16 protein-coding genes are annotated in these 16,224 nt (G+C 66.1%); 9 read left to right on the top strand and 7 right to left on the bottom strand.

Annotation, left to right across the window (positions count from 1 at the left end; genetic code table 11):
- From pyk to dnaA, 4 genes are all read right to left on the bottom strand, one after another.
- Window positions 1–1,425 (bottom strand): pyruvate kinase, encoded by a 1,425-nt coding sequence (gene pyk / locus AC27GT_RS02365; RefSeq protein WP_054392166.1) that lies wholly within the window; start codon window positions 1,423–1,425, stop codon window positions 1–3.
- A complete protein-coding gene (gene eno / locus AC27GT_RS02360; protein ID WP_487223476.1) occupies window positions 1,412–2,680 on the bottom strand; it encodes a phosphopyruvate hydratase in 1,269 nt (422 codons plus the stop codon). The genes pyk and eno overlap by 14 nt, the downstream gene beginning before the upstream one ends.
- Window positions 2,681–2,732: 52 nt before the next feature.
- The gene (gene dnaN / locus AC27GT_RS02355) at window positions 2,733–3,890 is read right to left on the bottom strand and encodes a DNA polymerase III subunit beta (protein WP_487223475.1); all 1,158 of its coding nucleotides are present in this window, start codon (window positions 3,888–3,890) and stop codon (window positions 2,733–2,735) included.
- Between the two features lie 301 nt (window positions 3,891–4,191).
- Window positions 4,192–5,505 (bottom strand): chromosomal replication initiator protein DnaA, encoded by a 1,314-nt coding sequence (gene dnaA, locus AC27GT_RS02350; protein WP_054392165.1) that lies wholly within the window; start codon window positions 5,503–5,505, stop codon window positions 4,192–4,194.
- On the opposite strand from dnaA, the gene mnmG reads away from it, so the two are divergent.
- The 4 genes from mnmG to AC27GT_RS02330 are packed head-to-tail and all read left to right on the top strand — an operon-like array spanning window position 5,402 to window position 9,670.
- Window positions 5,402–7,363 carry a tRNA uridine-5-carboxymethylaminomethyl(34) synthesis enzyme MnmG gene (gene mnmG / locus AC27GT_RS02345; RefSeq protein ID WP_487223474.1) on the top strand — a complete coding sequence of 654 codons (1,962 nt, stop codon included), beginning with the start codon at window positions 5,402–5,404 and terminating at the stop codon, window positions 7,361–7,363. The genes dnaA and mnmG overlap by 104 nt on opposite strands.
- 36 nt (window positions 7,364–7,399) lie before the next feature.
- Window positions 7,400–8,128 (top strand): 16S rRNA (guanine(527)-N(7))-methyltransferase RsmG, encoded by a 729-nt coding sequence (rsmG, locus tag AC27GT_RS02340; protein ID WP_487223480.1) that lies wholly within the window; start codon window positions 7,400–7,402, stop codon window positions 8,126–8,128.
- Window positions 8,122–8,874 carry a chromosome-partitioning ATPase Soj gene (gene soj, locus AC27GT_RS02335; RefSeq protein ID WP_219758916.1) on the top strand — a complete coding sequence of 251 codons (753 nt, stop codon included), beginning with the start codon at window positions 8,122–8,124 and terminating at the stop codon, window positions 8,872–8,874. Before rsmG ends, soj begins: the two co-directional genes overlap by 7 nt.
- A complete protein-coding gene (locus tag AC27GT_RS02330; protein WP_487223473.1) occupies window positions 8,858–9,670 on the top strand; it encodes a ParB/RepB/Spo0J family partition protein in 813 nt (270 codons plus the stop codon). The genes soj and AC27GT_RS02330 overlap by 17 nt, the downstream gene beginning before the upstream one ends.
- Here AC27GT_RS02330 and AC27GT_RS02325 read toward each other — a convergent pair.
- The 3 genes from AC27GT_RS02325 to AC27GT_RS02315 are packed head-to-tail and all read right to left on the bottom strand — an operon-like array spanning window position 9,658 to window position 12,645.
- Window positions 9,658–11,727: a DNA internalization-related competence protein ComEC/Rec2 gene (locus AC27GT_RS02325; RefSeq protein WP_487223472.1), complete on the bottom strand. Its 2,070-nt coding sequence runs from the start codon at window positions 11,725–11,727 to the stop codon at window positions 9,658–9,660. The two genes, AC27GT_RS02330 and AC27GT_RS02325, sit on opposite strands and share 13 nt — an antisense overlap.
- Window positions 11,714–12,022, bottom strand: a complete 309-nt coding sequence (locus AC27GT_RS02320) for a ComEA family DNA-binding protein (RefSeq protein WP_267261830.1) — start codon at window positions 12,020–12,022, stop codon at window positions 11,714–11,716. Before AC27GT_RS02320 ends, AC27GT_RS02325 begins: the two co-directional genes overlap by 14 nt.
- Window positions 11,995–12,645 (bottom strand): YcxB family protein, encoded by a 651-nt coding sequence (locus tag AC27GT_RS02315; protein ID WP_267261829.1) that lies wholly within the window; start codon window positions 12,643–12,645, stop codon window positions 11,995–11,997. Before AC27GT_RS02315 ends, AC27GT_RS02320 begins: the two co-directional genes overlap by 28 nt.
- 23 nt (window positions 12,646–12,668) lie before the next feature.
- Here AC27GT_RS02315 and AC27GT_RS02310 point away from each other — a divergent pair, with 23 nt between their 5' ends.
- The 5 genes from AC27GT_RS02310 to pfkA all read left to right on the top strand — a co-directional run bounded on the left by AC27GT_RS02310 (window position 12,669) and on the right by pfkA (window position 16,220).
- On the top strand, window positions 12,669–13,319 hold the full coding sequence (locus AC27GT_RS02310) for a glycerophosphodiester phosphodiesterase (RefSeq protein ID WP_487223471.1): 651 nt from the start codon (window positions 12,669–12,671) through the stop codon (window positions 13,317–13,319).
- A gap of 10 nt (window positions 13,320–13,329) precedes the next feature.
- On the top strand, window positions 13,330–13,860 hold the full coding sequence (locus AC27GT_RS02305; RefSeq protein WP_219758912.1) for an inorganic diphosphatase: 531 nt from the start codon (window positions 13,330–13,332) through the stop codon (window positions 13,858–13,860).
- 83 nt (window positions 13,861–13,943) lie between these two features.
- The gene (locus AC27GT_RS02300; RefSeq protein ID WP_487223470.1) at window positions 13,944–14,441 is read left to right on the top strand and encodes a TFIIB-type zinc ribbon-containing protein; all 498 of its coding nucleotides are present in this window, start codon (window positions 13,944–13,946) and stop codon (window positions 14,439–14,441) included.
- A 1-nt stretch (window position 14,442) separates the two neighbouring features.
- Window positions 14,443–15,255 carry a 16S rRNA (cytidine(1402)-2'-O)-methyltransferase gene (gene rsmI, locus AC27GT_RS02295; RefSeq protein ID WP_487223469.1) on the top strand — a complete coding sequence of 271 codons (813 nt, stop codon included), beginning with the start codon at window positions 14,443–14,445 and terminating at the stop codon, window positions 15,253–15,255.
- Window positions 15,252–16,220 carry a 6-phosphofructokinase gene (gene pfkA / locus AC27GT_RS02290; RefSeq protein WP_487223468.1) on the top strand — a complete coding sequence of 323 codons (969 nt, stop codon included), beginning with the start codon at window positions 15,252–15,254 and terminating at the stop codon, window positions 16,218–16,220. The genes rsmI and pfkA overlap by 4 nt, the downstream gene beginning before the upstream one ends.
- Window positions 16,221–16,224 lie beyond the last annotated feature (4 nt).

Raw genomic sequence — 16,224 nt, 5'->3', positions numbered from 1 at the left:
CTAGCTCACCCGCTCCACCCGGATGAGGTTGGTGGTCCCCCGCACCCCAAAGGGCACTCCGGCGGCGATCACCACCCTCTCCCCCACCTGGGCCAGCCCGCAAGCCTTGGCCTTCTCCAGGGCGATGCGCACCATGTCGTCGGTGTCCTGGGGGTCGGGGGCCAGATGGGGCAGAACACCCCAGACCAAGGCCAGCTGCCGCTCCACCTCGGGGTTCGGGGTGAGGGCCAGGATGGGCACTTTGGGCCGCGTGCGGGCAATGCGCCTGGCCGAGCTTCCCGTGGCGGTAAAGACCACGATGGCCTTGGCTTCCACCGCCTCCACGATGTCGTCCGCCGCCTGGGCGATGGCGTCCTGGGTGGTGGGGGTGGGAGCCGGGCGGAGGACGTTGAGCTTTTGCAAGAACTCGGGGGAGGACTCCACCACCCGGGCGATCCTGGCCATGGTGGCCACCGCCTCCACCGGGTAAGCCCCGGCGGCGGTTTCCGCGGAGAGCATCACCGCATCCGTGCCGTCGAAGATGGCGTTGGCCACATCCGAGGCCTCCGCCCGGGTGGGGCTTGGGTTATGCACCATAGACTCCAGCATCTGGGTGGCGGTGATCACCGGCTTGCCAGCGGCGATGGCCCTGAGGATAAGGCGCTTTTGCATGATGGGCACCTCCTCCAGAGGCATCTCCACCCCCAGGTCCCCCCGGGCCACCATGATGCCGTCGGCCTCTTCTAGGATCTCCTCAAAGCGGTAGACGGCGGAAGGCTTCTCTATCTTGGCCATGAGCCGGGCTCGGGAACCATGCCGGGCCAGGTAGTGCCGGGCCAGGAGCAGGTCATCCCGGGTGCGCACGAAGGAAACCGCCACCCAGTCCACCCCGAGCTCCGCCCCCAGGGCCAGGTCCTGGATGTCCTTTTCCGAGAGAGCGGGGATGGAAAGATCCGAGCCAGGGACGTTGATCCCCTTACTGTCGGAAAGAATCCCACCCAGCTCCACCACGGTGTGGATCTCGTCCCCTTGGATCCTTTCCACCCGAAGGCGCAGGCGGCCGTCATCCAAAAGGAGCACCTGACCGGGAGCTACGTCCTCCGGAAGCCCCTTGTAGGTGATGGAAACCCGGGTCTCGTCCCCCTCCACGGGAGCCCGGGTGAGGATGAAGGGCTGGCCCACCTTAAGCTCCACCCGGCCCTCCTTGAACCGGCCGATGCGGATCTTGGGGCCTTGGAGGTCCTGGAGGATGGCCAGGGTTTTGCCCAGTTCCTTCTCCACCTCCCGCACCCAGGCCACCCGTTTCCGGTGCTCCTCGTGGGTGCCGTGGCTAAAGTTCAGGCGAAAGACATCCGCCCCTGCCTCTGCCAGGGCCCGGATGGCTTCCTTGGAGTCCGAAGCGGGCCCCAGGGTGGCCACGATCTTGGTGCGCTTAAAAGGCCTCATACCCTAAAAAGCGCGCCGCACGCCCCAGCTCCTCCTCGATGCGTAGGAGCTGGTTGTACTTGGAAAGGCGATCCGAACGGGAGAGGGAACCGGTCTTGATCTGCCCGGCGTTCACCGCCACCGCAAGGTCGGCGATGAAGCTGTCCTCGGTTTCCCCGGAGCGGTGGCTGATCACCGCCCGGTAGCCGGAGCGCTGGGCCAGGCGGATGGCCTCGAGGGTCTCGGAAAGGGTGCCGATCTGGTTCACCTTCACCAGGATGGCGTTGGCCACACCTTGCTGGATCCCTTGGCGAAGCCTGTCCGGGTTGGTTACGAAAAGGTCATCCCCCACCAGCTGGACCCTGCCACCCAGGCGCTCGGTGAGAAGCCGCCAGCCTTCCCAGTCGTCCTCCGCCAGGCCGTCCTCAATGGAGCGGATGGGGTACTTCTCCACCCATGTGGCCCAGAACTCCACCATCTCCTCCGAGGAAAGCACCCGCCCTTCCCCTTCCAGGTGGTACTTCCCCTCCCGGTAAAGCTCGCTGGCCGCGGGATCCAGGGCCAGGGAAACCTCCTGCCCCGGGGTGTATCCCGCCCGCTCGATGGCCAAAAGGAGAAGCTCTATGGCCTCCTCGTTGCTCCTTAGGTCTGGAGCGAAGCCTCCCTCGTCCCCCACGTTGGTGCTGTATCCCTTCTCCTTCAGCACCCCCTTCAGGGTGTGGAAGACCTCAGCCCCCACCCGCAAGGCCTCGGAAAAGCTTTCCACCCCCGCGGGCACCAGCATGAACTCCTGGAAATCCACCCGGTTGTCCGCATGCTTTCCCCCGTTGATCACGTTCATAAGGGGAACCGGCAAAGTAACCGCCTGAACTCCCCCCAAATAACGGTATAAAGGCAGACCCAAAGCCTCCGCCGCCGCCCGGGCCGTGGCCAGGGAAACCGCCAGGATGGCGTTGGCCCCCAGGTTGGACTTGTTAGGAGTGCCGTCCAGCTCCAGCATGGCCCGGTCCACCCCCTCCTGGTCCAGGGCATCCCGGCCGATGAGCTCGGGGGCGATGCGTTCCAGGATGTGGGCCACCGCCCGGCGCACCCCCTTCCCCAGGTAACGCCTGCCCCCATCCCGTAGCTCCAAGGCCTCATGGGTGCCGGTGGAGGCTCCGGAGGGCACCATGGCCCTGCCCCTGGCACCTCCTTCCAGCTCCACCTCGGCCTCCACCGTGGGAAAGCCCCTAGAGTCTAAAACCTCCCTGGCTTTCACGTTCACGATCGTGGTCATGGACTCCTCCCCTAAGCGTTTCTGGAAGCGCTTCCCGCCCCCGGGTCAAAGTTTACACCCGCAGGGGCACCACCACCGCCTGGTACCCCTCCGCCGCCTCCCCGGAGGAAGCCTCCCCTGGGCGCACCAGGCTAGGGCTGGTGGGCCCGGAAAGCAACAACACCGCCTGGCCGGAGAGAGGGGAAAGGGCCTCCAAGAGATAGCGGGCGTTGTAGGCCACCGCCAGGGGCAGGCCCTCGAGGTGCACGGGAACCTCCTCCTGCCCCTTGCCGTAGTCTCCCTCAGCGGAGAGCAATACCCGCCCCTCCTCAAAAAGAAGGTCCACCCTATGGTTTTGCCGGTCAGAAAGGACGCTCACCCGGCGCAGGGCCTCCCGGAAGACCTCCACCTCGAAGGCCGCCTTCAGGGGAAACTCCTTGGGGATCACCCGCTCATAGTCCGGGAACTCCCCTTCCATAAGCCGGACAGCCATGCGCAGCTGTCCCTTGCCGGTGGCGGCAGCGCCTTGCGAACCGCTGGTGGCGAGGCCCAGAACCCCCGGGCCCAGGGCCAGGGCCACCTCCCCCTCGCCCATACCCTTCAGAACCCTCACCATCTCGTCCACGCTTCGGGCAGGCACCACCACCTTCTTGGCAAAAGGTTGGGGCTTGGCAAGCCTGTAAAGGGCCAGGCGGTACCCGTCGGAGGCCACGGAGCGAAGCCCGCCTTCGGAAAACTCCAGCTGGACGCCCCGGAAGATCGCCCGGTACTCCTCGTTGCTGGCCGCATAGCGCACGTGGGATAGCGCCTTAAGAAGCTCCTCCACCGGCAAAAGGGTCTGGAGGGGATAGGGCTCTGCGGGGCCTTCCAGGCTGGGGAAGAAAAGCTCCGGGTAGCCTTCGTCGGGGGCAAGGCTCAGCCGGGTGCTGAAGGAACCCGAGGAGAGGGAAAGCTCCGCACCGAAGTCCAGCTCCACCTGATCCCCGGGAAGGCTGCGCACCAGCTGGAAGAAAGGCTGGGCGGGAACCAGAAAACGCCCCTCTCCCTCCGTGGGAAGCTCCAGGCGCACTTCCAGGTCCACCTCGCCGTTGGTTCCGAACAACACCAGGGCATCTGGCGTAAGGGCTAGGCCCAAGTAGGTAAAAAGGGGGTTGGAGCTTCGCGTGGGAATGACCCGTTCCAGCAAGGCCACGTGTTCGGTCAGCAGGGTTTTTGGAACTTTCACCTTCACGGGGTTTGCCTCCTCTCTACTGTTCTTACTATGGGTTTCTTAAAGATCTTAAAGGGATAGTAGTCGTAGTAATAGGGGCTGTGGATATGTGGATAAGGGGGAGAAAATGCCGTGTGGGAGCGAAAAGGGCTTGTGGAAAACCCTTGTGGATAACTGGCCTTGAGTTGTGGATAAGCTGTGGATAACTGGCCAGTTATCCACAGACTCCGAAGGGGGGTCGGTTTTCCACAGTTTGTCCACAAGGTTATCCACAGGAAAGCCGGGGTTATCCACAAGGTTATCCACAGGTTATCCACAGGGATCATGTCAGGGCCTCTTTCAGGCTGCGGAGCAGCTTCTGCACCTCGCGATCGCTTTCCGAAAGCTCCTGAACCTTTTGGATGGCATAGAGGACGGTGGTATGGTCCCGCCCTCCGAAGAGCTGGCCGATTTCCGGGAGGGAGGAGCGGGTGAGTTCCCGCACCAGGAACATGGCGATCTGGCGGGGTAAAACCACCTCCTTGCGCCGGCCACCCCCCACCAGGTCCTCCGGGCGCAGGGCGAAGTACTCCGCCACCTTGCGCACGATCTCGTGGGGATCCACCTCCACCTCCTTGGAGGCGAAGATGTCGGAAAGCGCCTTGGCGGCCACGGCGCGGGTGAGTTCCACCCCGTTTAGGGAAGCGTAGGCGATGGTGCGCATCAGAGCACCCTCCAGCTCGCGGATGTTAGAGGTCACCTGCCGGGCTATGTACTCCAGCACCTCCTCGCTGATCCTGAGACCCCGTTGCTCGGCGTTCATCTTGAGGATGGCGATGCGGGTTTCCAGGTCAGGGGGCTGGATGTCGGTGATGAGGCCCCATTCGAACCGGCTTCGTAAGCGGGCCTCGAGGGTCAGGATATCCTTGGGGGGCCGGTCGGAGGAGAGGATGATCTGCTTGTGGGCCTCGTAGAGGGCGTTGAAGGTGTGGAAAAACTCCTCCTGGGTGCGCTCCTTGCCGGCGATGAACTGGATGTCGTCCACCAAGAGAAGGTCCACGGAGCGGTACCGTTCGCGGAACTCCGTCATGCGGTCCTCGCGGATAGCGTTGATGAGCTCGTTGGTGAAGGTTTCCGTGGACACGTACTCGATCTTAAGGTGGGGAAAACGCTTGGCCACGGAGTGTCCCACGGCGTGCATGAGGTGGGTCTTGCCCAGGCCCACGCCCCCATAGATGAAAAGGGGATTGTAGGCCCGCCCCGGGGACTCGGCCACCGCCACCGCCGCCGCATGGGCCATAGAGTTGTTGGGCCCCACCACGAAGTTTTCAAAGGTGTACTTGGGGTTGAGGTTGGGCTTGGCAGCTTCGGAAGGGGTAGGGGTGTGGAAGATATCCTCCTGGACGGCCACGCTGGGGACCACCTTGAGCTCAAACCGGGGAGGCTGGGCCCCCAGGAGGCCCAGGGCTTCCTGGATCAGCTCGGCGTAGTGGCGCTTGATCCAGTCCAGGGCGAAGGAGGTGGGCACCGCCAGCTGGAGTACCCCATCCTGGATGCCCAAGGGGCGGATGCGCTCGAACCAGGTGTGGAACTCCACCTCGGTGATGTTGCGGCGGATGTGTTCCAGGATGTGTTGCCAGACGGCCTCGTGGGTCAAGGCTACCCCCCGCGTTTCCGGAGGAACATTCTACGCCAAGGCCTTGGGTAAAGTGGAGGGTGGGATGCGTTACGACGTGGTGGTGGTGGGAGGTGGGCATGCAGGGCTGGAGGCGGCCTGGGCGGCCGCGGCCCTCGGGGTCCGGGTGGCCTTGGTCACCATAAACCCCGAGCGCATAGGCATGATGCCCTGCAACCCGGCGGTGGGCGGACCCGGCAAAAGCCAGCTCGTGGCGGAGCTCACCGCCCTGGGGGGGCTTATGGGCCGGGCGGCGGACGCCACCGCCATCCACACCCGGGTGCTGAACCGCTCCAAGGGACCGGCGGTGCAAAGCCTGAGGGTCCAGGTGGACCGGGATCTTTACGCCCTTAAGGCCCAGGAAATCCTGGCGGAAAGGCCCGTCGAGGTTCTCCGGGGGGAGGTGGCGAGCCTCTTTGTGGAGGGGGGAAGGCTTCTTGGAGTGCGCACCGCGGATGGCCGGGAGATTCCCGCCAAGGCGGTGGTGGTGGCGGGGGGAACCTTCCTGGGCGGGGTGGTCTGGTACGGAAGGCGTTCTCGGCCAGCGGGACGGCAGGGGGAGCCGCCGGCCCGGTTCCTTTCCCGTAGCCTCGAGGCCGTCGGCCACACCCTGCGCCGGTTCAAGACGGGGACCCCACCCCGGATCCGGGCGGATTCCGTGGACTTTTCGGAGCTGGAGGTGGTGCCCCCGGAGGTACCCCCGGGAAGCTTCACGGGAAGCCCGGGACCCCATGCGGCCAAGCTTCCCACCTGGCAGACCCGGACCACATCCCGCACCCACCGCCTGATCCTGGAGAACCTGCACCTGTCTCCCCTTTATGCGGGGGATATCGTGGGCATCGGTCCCCGCTACTGCCCCTCCATCGAGGACAAGGTGGTGCGCTTTTCCGACAAGGATAGCCACCTCCTCTTCGTGGAGCCCGACGGGCTCGCCACCAGCGAGGTGTACCTGCAGGGGTTCTCCTCCAGCCTGCCGCCGGAGCTCCAGGAGGAGATGGTGAAAAGCCTGCCGGGGTTTGGACGGGCGGTGATCCAACGCTACGCTTACGCGGTGGAGTACGACAGTCTGGACCCCACGGAGCTCACCCGGGGGCTCCAGTCCCGCTTCCTCCCTGGATTGTTCGCTGCCGGGCAGGTGAACGGCACCTCGGGGTACGAGGAGGCCGCGGCCCAGGGCCTGCTGGCGGGGCTGAACGCTGCCCGGTATGCCCTGGGCCTCTCAGAGGTGCATCTCCCCCGGGAAAGCGGCTACATGGGGGTGATGGTGGACGACCTGGTGGGCCGGGGCACGGACGAGCCCTACCGGATGATGACCTCGAGGGTGGAGCTCCGCCTCCTCTGCCGGGCGGACAATGCGGACGAGCGCCTGGTGCCCTTGGCGGTGGAGTGGGGCCTTAGGCCCAGGGAGGATCTGGAAGCGGTGAGGGAAAAGTACCGCCGGGTGGAGGCGGAGCTAAGGCGCCTCGAGGCCTTGCGGGTGGAGGGGGTGAGCGGCCTGGTGTGGCTGAGGCGTCCGGAAAACACCTACGGGGCCTTGGCGGAACGCTTTCCCCCACCTGTTCCTTTGAACCCTGAGGAGGCCTACCAGGTGGAGGTGCGGGCCAAGTACGCGGGGTACATCGAGCGGCAGGAGCGGCTGCGGGAAAAGCTGAGGGACCTGGAGGGCTTTCGCATACCCGAGGGTTTGGAGTTCCTCCGGGTACCGGGCCTTTCCCGGGAGGCCGTGGAAAAGCTTTCCCGGGTGAGGCCCCGGACCGTGGCGGAGGCCGCCCGGGTCCCCGGGATACGGGACTCGGACCTCACGGCCCTGTTGGTGCACCTCAGGGTGCTTTCCCGGTGAGAGGGGGATGTTTCCCGTGAAACATCGGGGGTGGAGGTGGGTCTAAGCCCAAAGGGCGTTCAGCTTCTTCTGGAGGGTGGAAAGGCCTTGGGGCTGGACCTCGAGGCCCACCTTTCCACCTTCTCCCGCCTTTACGACCTCCTCATGGAGGCCAACCGGCGCACCAACCTCACGGCCTTGCGCACGGAGGAGGAGGTGGTGGTCAAGCATTTCCTGGACTCCCTCACCCTCCTCACCTTGCCCCTCTTCCAGGGACCATGGCGGGTGCTGGACCTGGGCACGGGGGCGGGGTTTCCCGGGCTTCCCCTGAAGATCGTGCGCCCGGAGCTGGAGGTCACCCTTCTGGACGCCACCAAGAAGAAGGTGGCCTTCGTGGCCCAGGCGGTGGAGGCCCTTGGGCTGAAGGGGGCCTACCCCCTCTGGGGCCGGGCGGAGGAGCTGGCCCATATGCCCGAGCACCGGGAGGCCTACCACCGGGTGGTGGCCCGGGCGGTGGCTTCTCTTTGCGTCTTGGTGGAGCTGGGCCTGCCCTTCGTGGCCCTCGGAGGGTATATGGTGGCCCAGAAGGGTCCGAGGGTGGCGGAGGAGGTGGCCCCCTTGCCCAGGGCCCTAGCCCTCCTGGGAGGCGGCTCGGTTACCGTCCACTCCTTGGTTCTTCCCGTGGCCCAGGAGGAACGGAACCTGGTGGTGGTGCCCAAGGAGGCCTCTACCCCGGCCAGGTATCCCCGGCGACCGGGGGTGCCCGAGAAAAATCCTTTATGCTAGGGTCCAAGGTGTTGCGGCGGATTGCCCTGGTGAACCAGAAGGGGGGGGTGGGCAAGACCACCACCGCCATCAACCTGGCCGCCTATCTGGCCCGCATGGGGAAGAAGGTCCTCTTGGTGGACCTGGACCCTCAGATGAACGCCACCAGTGGCCTTGGGCTCCGGCCCGAGCGCGGGGTGTACCAGGTGTTGCAGGGGGAACCCTTGGAGGGCTTGGTCCAACCTGTGGACGGTTTCCATTTGTTGCCGGCCACCCCGGAGCTGGTGGGGGCCACGGTGGAGCTTCTGGAAAAGCCCCTGGCCCTAGGGGAGGCCTTACGGGACGAGGGGTACGATATCACCCTCCTGGATGTGCCCCCCAGCCTCTCCGCCCTCACCCTGAGCGCCCTGGCGGCAGCGCACGGGGTGGTGGTCCCGGTGCAGGCGGAGTACTACGCTCTGGAGGGGGTGGCGGGGTTGCTCTCCACCCTGGACGAGGTGCGCACCCGGCTGAACCCGCGCCTTAGGCTTCTCGGCATCCTCATCACCATGTACGACGGCCGGACCCTTTTGTCCCAGCAGGTGGAGGCCCAGCTTCGGGCCCACTTCGGGGAGAAGGTGTTCTGGACGGTGGTACCCCGGAACGTGCGGCTGGCAGAGGCCCCGAGCTTTGGCAGGACCATCGCGCAGCATGCCCCCACCTCGCCGGGGGCCCACGCCTACCGCCGTCTGGCCGAGGAGGTGATCGCCCGTGTCCAAGAAGGCTAGCGGTTTAGGGAGGGGCCTCGAGGCCCTCCTGCCTAAGGGCGGCGGAGGGGTGGTCCGGCTTCCCCTGTCCGCCATCCGGCCCAACCCCCACCAGCCCCGCCGGAGGTTCTCCCAGGAGGGTCTGGAGGAGCTTGCGGCTTCCATTCGGGAGAAAGGCTTGCTTCAACCCCTGGTGGTGCGTCCCAAGGGGGAGGGATACGAATTGGTGGCCGGGGAGAGGCGCCTTAGGGCCGCGGAGATGGCGGGCCTGAAGGAGGTTCCCGCCCTCATCCGCGACCTCACGGACCAGGAGGCCATGGAGGTGGCCCTGGTGGAGAACCTCCAGCGGGAGGACCTCACCCCGTTGGAGGAGGCCCGGGGTTACCAGGCCCTCTTGGGTCTGGGCCTCACCCAGGAGGAGGTGGCCAAGCGGGTGGGTAAGGCCCGCTCCACGGTGGCCAACGTCCTGAGGCTTTTGCAGCTTCCCGAGGAGGTTTTGGAGGCCTTGGAACAGGGGCTCATCAGCGCGGGCCACGCCCGGGCCCTTTTGATGCTGGAGCCTGAGGACCGGCTTTGGGGCCTGAGGGAGATCCTGGAAAAAGGGCTTTCCGTGCGCCAGGCGGAGGCCTTGCGGGAGCGTTTGGTGCGGGAACGGGAGCGCAAAACCCAGGAACCCTCTCCCCTTTCCCTGGAGCTTTCCCGGCACCTGGGCCTGCCGGTGAGGGTGGTGGGGGGAAGGAGGGGGAAGGTGGTCATCCACTACCGCTCCCTGGAGGAGCTGGAGTCCCTTTTAGAGCGGCTGGGTTACCAGGCGTAGCCAAAAAGGACCCGCACCGCGCCGTTTTGGTCGGTGCGGTAGACCCTTACCCCATGCTGGTCCAGGCGCTCCAAGACCTCGGGGTGGGGGTGGCCGTGGGGGTTCCTTCCCACGCCTATCAAGGCCGCCTGGGGCCGGATGCGTTCCAGGAGGCTCTCGTCCGTGCCCGTACGGGAGCCGTGGTGGCTAACCTTAACCACCGCCACCTGCGGGGGAGTGAGCCTTTCCTCCACCTCCCCAGGTACGTCCGCCAGGAGAAGGGCCTTGGGCCCGGCGAAGTCCAGGAGGAGGACCAGACCGCTTTGGTTGTCATCTGCTTGCGGGCCAGGAGGCCAGAGGACCTCGAGGCTCCCTTTTCCCACGCGAAGGCGGGTGCCGGTTCCGGGGAAGAGGATGGGCACCTTCCGGCTTTGCAGGGCCTGGACCAGGGGGTGCTCCTTTGGGAAGGCGGGGGAGAGGAGGGCGAGGCCGATGGGAACCTCCTCGGCCACCTTGAGGAGGCCCCCGTGGTGGTCAGCATCGGGGTGGGTGGCCACCAGGACCTCGAGGGCCTCCACCCCCAGGGCCCTTAGGGCCCGCACCACCTTTTCCCCCTGCTTGGGCCGGCCCCCGTCCACCAGCACCTCGGCCCCACCCAGCCGGGCCAGCAGGGCATCCCCCTGGCCCACGTCCAAGGCAAAGAGGTCCAGGGGCTTGGGCCAGGAGGCGAGGAGGCTGACCAGAAGGGGAAGGCTGGCAAGGAGGAGGGCTTTCCGCCAGGGGAGAAGCCGGTGCAGAGCCAGGGCCAAGGGGAAAAGCCCAAGGTAGTAGAGGGCGAAGCCCAAAGGGGAGATTTCCCCCCAGCTTAAGAGTGGGCCACGGCTTGCGGCCTGGGCCAGGAGAAGGAGGGCCCTGGCCAAAGGTTCCAGAAGGGGTGCCAGAAGACCCCCAAGGAAGAGCTTGAGGAATCCCAGGGGTACCAGGAGGGAGGCCAGGGGCAGGGCCAGGAGGTTGCTGAGGGGGGAGAGGAGGGGTAGGAAGCCGAAGCGGTCAAGGAGAAGGGGAACCAGGGGGACCTGGGCGGCTAGGCTGGTGAGAAGGGCTCCTGTTAGGTACCCCCGCGCTCCCTGGGGTCGGGGAAGGGCGGGCAGGAGGAGGGCGATCCCCGCAACCGCCAGGTAGGAGAGCTGGAGGGAAAGGCTTAGCAGGCTTGCGGGCCACCACAGGAGCTGGAGAAAGAGGGCGAGGCCCAGGGCCTGGAGCACCCCGGCGGCTCCAAGGCCGAGGAAGAGGCCCAGGAGGGATAACCCGGCCATGAGGCTGGCCCGCACCAAGGAGGGGCTTGGCCCCGCCAGCCAGAGGTAAAAGGGTAGAGCCAGGAGGGCCAGGAGGTAGCGCCATCGGCCCAAAGGGGTGAGAAGGAAAACCAGGCTTGCCACCAGAAAGCCCACGTGGAGGCCCGAGAGGGCCAGAAGATGGGCGAGCCCTGCCTTTTGGAACTGGGTATAGGTGTCCTCCAGTTCCCTTTTATCCCCCAGGACCAGCCCTTCCAGGACCTCGAGGGCAGGGGGCGAGAGTCCCTGCGCCAGGCGGGCACGGAAGGGAGCCCGAGGGTCGGGAAGCGGAGCCAGGGGTTCCGCCCGTTCCACGTGAAACACCCCTCTTATCCCCCGGGAGAGGAGCCAGGTGCGCTGGTCAAAGCCCCCGGGATTGCGCTTGCCCTGGGGTGGAACCAGGTACCCCCGCAGCCGGTAGCGGCCATCCTCCAGGCCTGGGTAGTGCTGCACCCAGAGCCTGTGCCCCTGCCAGAGGATGGTGCCTTGGTGGAGGGTGAAGACACCCTCGAGGCGGATGCCGTAAGGAGGTTCCGGTACGGGGAAGAGGAGGCCCCGGAGGAGGACAAAAACGAGCCCGAGGGCGAAGGGAAGCCGGAGGAGGGGGAGGAGTAAGGGCGCCAGGAGAAGGACCCAGGGATGGAAAAGCCCCCAGGCTCCCAGGAGCCCGCCTAGACCCAGGTCCACCCCTGGACCCCAGGTGGAGAGGGGAGGCTTGGGGAAGACTGCCCTAGGGTCGGACATAGGGCCTGAGCCGTTCCAGGGTGGCGGGGCCGATGCCCTTGACCCTCAGGAGGTCCTCCACCCGGGCGTAGGGTCTTCCCTCCACGATCCTCTGGGCCAGCACGGGGCCGACCCCAGGGAGGCTCATGAGCTCCTCGAGGCTGGCCTGGTTCAAGCTGATGGGCTCAGGGGCTGGGGGCTCAAAGCTGGCCTCCGCCAGGGTTTCCACCCGCACCGGCTGGGGTTTCGGGACCAGCTTGGGCCAGAGGCTGGAAAGACCCAGGAGGGCTACCGCGAGGAGGTAGAGGAAGACCACTCCGTCAAGGCCAGACCAAGCCCGCCTAGGAGAACTCCGGCCAGGACCCAAGGATCCACCCCTGGGTTCAGGGCCACGAAGGCCACGGTGTAGGCCAGGGTGAGGAGGGAGAGGACCTTTAAGGGGAGGGCCAAAGGGTTCCTCCCCCCCTGGGCCTTGGGCGTGGGGGCTGGGGGAGGGGACTCCGGCTCCGGGGCCAGCTCCACCGAATCCCGTTTGGGAGGGGGTTCCTCCTCCCACACCGGGGCCTTCGGGGGCTCGGGAGGAGGGGGTGGGGGAGGGGTTTCCTGGGTCAGGGGGGCCTTAGGGCCGGGGGCTGGAGCCGAGGTGGCCTTGCGGGCCCGGGCCACGTGGGGTTTCAACCCCTCCAGAAAGGCCTTGAGCTCCTCCAGGGGGAAGGCCCTCAGGGGGAGGACCAGGGAATCCCCTTCTCCTTGCACCAGGAGGGTGCCGGCCTCTCCCTTACCCACCCGGCGGATCCTGGCCAGCTCCAGGCGCTTTACCCCAGCGTCGTCCACGAAGACCAGGTGGGCCTCGGTGACGGCCAGAAAGCCACCCGGCCCTTCCAGCTTGGCCAGGGCTTCCTCGCCCAGGCGGGAAAACGCCGCTTCATACTTGCCCATGGCCCCATTGTATACTTCCCCTCGTGCCCTTGCGCTTGGGACACCGCGGCGCCCCTCGCCTGGCGGAAGGCGAGGCCCAGGTTTATGTGGAAAATACCCTGGAGGCATTTCGCCAGGCCTTGGGGGCTGGGCTGGATGGATTTGAGCTGGACGTGCACCTCACCCGGGATGGGGTCTTGGTGGTGCACCATGACTTCACCCTGGGAGGCGTCCCTATTAGCGGGGTTTCTTCTAGGGAGCTCCCGGCTTATGTGCCCACCCTCGAGGAGGTGCTGAGGACCTTCCCCGAAGCCTGGATCAACGTGGAGCTGAAAAGCCTTCCCCCGGAAACCGACGGCCGGGAGGAGGCCTTGGCCAGGCTCCTGGCCCGTTACCCCTCGGATAGGATCTGGGTGAGCTCCTTTGATCCCTTGGCCCTGGTGCGCCTTAAACGGCTTGGGGTGGGGCCCCTGGGCCTTCTTTATGAACACGAGGAGGCGGAGGCCCTGGCCCCCTGCCTGGGGGTGGAATGGGTGCATCCCGAGGCCTCTTTGCTCAGCGAGGCCAAGGTGAGGGAGCTAAGGACCCGCTACCGGGTACTGGTCTGGACGGTGAACCGCCGCCAGCAAGCCCAGGAACTGGCCGCCTGGGGGGTGGATGCCCTGGTCACCGATTTCCCGGGGGTCCTCGTATAATGGGGGGGCTATGGCGAACCTGAAGAGCCTTCCCGTGGGTAAGGGTGCCCCCGAGGTGGTGAACATGGTCATCGAGGTGCCCAGGGGTTCCGGAAACAAGTACGAGTACGATCCGGATCTTGGGGTTATCAAGCTGGACCGGGTCCTTCCCGGAGCCCAGTTCTATCCCGGGGACTACGGGTTCATTCCCTCCACCCTGGCCGAGGATGGGGATCCCCTGGACGGCCTGGTTCTCTCCACCTACCCCCTTTTGCCCGGGGTGGTGGTGGAGGTACGGGTGGTGGGCCTTCTGCTCATGGAGGACGAGAAGGGCGGGGACGCCAAGGTCATCGGGGTGGTGGCGGAGGACCAGCGCCTGGACCACATTCGGGACATTGGCGATGTGCCCGAGGGGGTTAAGCAGGAGATCCAGCACTTCTTTGAAACCTACAAGGCCCTCGAGGCCAAGAAGGGCAAGTGGGTGAAGGTCACGGGCTGGCGGGACCGGCAGGCGGCCCTGGAGGAGGTGAGGGCCTGCATCGCCCGCTACGGGGCCCGTTGAGGCCAATCCTCTGGGAAAGGGCGGGGCCTGGCCGAAGGGCCAGGCCCTTTTTAAGCGGCTTACAATGGGGTTGGAGGAGGCTTATGGTCTGCCCGGCATGCGGGGAAACCCTGGAGCTGGAGGGGTACAAGGCGGGGGACCTCCTGGACTGCGAGGCCTGCGGGGCGGTCTTGCGCCTGCTTTCCGACGGCACCCTGGAGCTGGTGGAGGCCCCCCCCGAGGAGGAAGGGGAGGCCCTTTGGGGGCTTACCGCCTATGGGGAAGGGGAGGAGGCGGTTCTGGTTTTTTCCGATGGCACTTTGGAAGAGGAGGTGCGGGCTCTTAAGGCCGATCTCTTGGAAGCCCTTCGCCGCTTGGATGAGGGAGTGGGGGAGGAACCCCCCAAGGAGGCCGAGGACGAACCCAATCTGGAGCCCGACTACCTGACGGCCCATGTGGAAACCGACCAGGGCCCCATGGCCCTGCGCCGCATCCTTTTCCCGGGAAGCCCGGACCTTTTGGAGTTCACCCTGCCCTCGGGCTCGGTGTACCAGTTCACCTTCCGCGAGGTCCAGGAGCTTCTCAAGCCCATCCTCCTCTAAGGTGCGCCTGGTCCTGGTACCCACCCCCATCGGCAACCTGGAGGACATCACCCTAAGGGCCCTGAGGGTGCTCAAGGAGGTGGAGGTGGTGGCCTGTGAGGACACCCGGCGTACCGGGCTTCTCCTCCGCCACTACGGCATCGCTACCCCCACCCTGCGCTTGGACCAGCACACGATGGGAAAGGCCAGGGAACTCCTTTCCCCTTACGCTTACGTGGCCTACGCCACGGACGCCGGCACCCCGGGCATCTCCGATCCCGGGGCGGAGCTGGTGCGGCTGGCGTTAGAATGGGGCTGGCGGGTGGAAGCGCTTCCGGGTCCCACCGCCCTCATCCCCGCCCTGGTGGCCTCGGGCCTGCCCACCCACCGCTTCACCTTTGAGGGGTTTCTGCCCAAGGGGGGCAAGGAGCGCAAGGAACGGCTTTGGGCCCTGGCCCGGGAAGGGAGGACCGCGGTGCTGTACGAAAGCCCCCATCGCCTGCAAAAAACCCTGGAGGACCTCATGGGGGTCTACGGTCCCGGGCATCCCGTGGCCGTGGCCCGGGAGATCAGCAAGATGCACGAGGAGATCTTCCGGGGGACCCTGGAGGAGGCCTGGAGGCACTTTCAAAACCCGAGGGGCGAGTTCGTTTTGGTGCTGGGACCCAAGGAGGCGCCACCCGTGGAGGCCAACCAGCTCTTGGAGGAGCTAAAAGCCCAGGGCCTTAAGGGTAAGGCCCTTTTCCGGGCCCTTCTGCAGAGAGGGGTTCCCAGGAACGAGGCCTATCGCCTGGCTTTGGAAGGGGAGAAGGAGCCTTTTGAGGAGGGGGAATGAAGCGCATAGGGGTGTTTACTTCCGGTGGCGATGCCCCGGGGATGAATGCGGCCATCAGGGCGGTGGTGCGCCAGGCCTATGCCTTGGGCCTCGAGGTGATCGGCATCCGCCGGGGCTATGCGGGCATGATCCTGGGGGAGATGGTACCCTTGGGGGTGCGGGATGTGGCCAACATCCTTCAGCGGGGGGGAACCGTCCTCCTCACCGCAAGAAGCCAGGAGTTCCTCACGGAAGAGGGCCGGGCCAAGGCGGCGGAGAAGCTCAAAGCGGCGGGCATCGAGGGCCTGGTGGCCATCGGAGGGGACGGAACCTTTCGCGGGGCCATGCGGCTTTTGGAGGAGCACAAGATCCCCGTGGTAGGGGTGCCCGGCACCATCGACAACGACCTTTACGGCACCGATTACACCATTGGCTTTGACACCGCGGTGAACACGGCCCTCGAGGCCATAGACCGCATCCGGGACACCGCAGCCAGCCACGAGCGGGTCTTCTTCATCGAGGTCATGGGGCGGGACTCCGGGTTCATTGCCCTGGATGTGGGGCTGGCTGGGGGGGCCGAGGTGATCGCCGTGCCCGAGGAACCCGTGGACCCCAGGGCCATCGCCGAGGGGCTTCTGGAATCCCTGCGCCGGGGTAAGTCCAGCTCCATCGTGGTGGTGGCGGAAGGGGCCTATCCCGGGGGGGCGGCGGGGCTTCTTGCCGCCATAAGGGAGCACGTGCCGGTGGAGGCCCGGGTCACGGTCCTGGGCCATATCCAGCGGGGGGGAAGCCCCACCGCCAAGGACCGCATCCTGGCGAGCCGCTTGGGGGCGGCGGCGGTGGAGGCCCTGGCTGGGGGGACCAGCGGGGTCATGGTGGGGGAGGTGGAGGGGGAGGTGGAGCTCACCCCCCTCAAGGAGGCGGTGGAGCGTAAGAAGGACATCAACCGCTCCCTTCTGGCCCTATCGCGGATTCTTGCCCTCTAGATAG

It is taken from the genome of Thermus sp. KWY1 (assembly GCF_057547025.1).
This window is presented reverse-complemented; position numbering and strand designations above follow the sequence as displayed.

What these genes read in the sequence shown, in the direction of transcription:
- AC27GT_RS02325 (WP_487223472.1), bottom strand. Translation starts at nt 11,727, where the DNA reads ATGTCCGACCCTAGGGCAGTCTTCCCCAAGCCTCCCCTCTCCACCTGG.
- AC27GT_RS02300 (WP_487223470.1), top strand. Translation starts at nt 13,944, where the DNA reads ATGGTCTGCCCGGCATGCGGGGAAACCCTGGAGCTGGAGGGGTACAAG.
- AC27GT_RS02315 (WP_267261829.1), bottom strand. Translation starts at nt 12,645, where the DNA reads ATGGGCAAGTATGAAGCGGCGTTTTCCCGCCTGGGCGAGGAAGCCCTG.
- pyk (WP_054392166.1), bottom strand. Translation starts at nt 1,425, where the DNA reads ATGAGGCCTTTTAAGCGCACCAAGATCGTGGCCACCCTGGGGCCCGCT.
- eno (WP_487223476.1), bottom strand. Translation starts at nt 2,680, where the DNA reads ATGACCACGATCGTGAACGTGAAAGCCAGGGAGGTTTTAGACTCTAGG.
- pfkA (WP_487223468.1), top strand. Translation starts at nt 15,252, where the DNA reads ATGAAGCGCATAGGGGTGTTTACTTCCGGTGGCGATGCCCCGGGGATG.
- AC27GT_RS02305 (WP_219758912.1), top strand. Translation starts at nt 13,330, where the DNA reads ATGGCGAACCTGAAGAGCCTTCCCGTGGGTAAGGGTGCCCCCGAGGTG.
- mnmG (WP_487223474.1), top strand. Translation starts at nt 5,402, where the DNA reads ATGCCCAAGGGGCGGATGCGCTCGAACCAGGTGTGGAACTCCACCTCG.
- soj (WP_219758916.1), top strand. Translation starts at nt 8,122, where the DNA reads ATGCTAGGGTCCAAGGTGTTGCGGCGGATTGCCCTGGTGAACCAGAAG.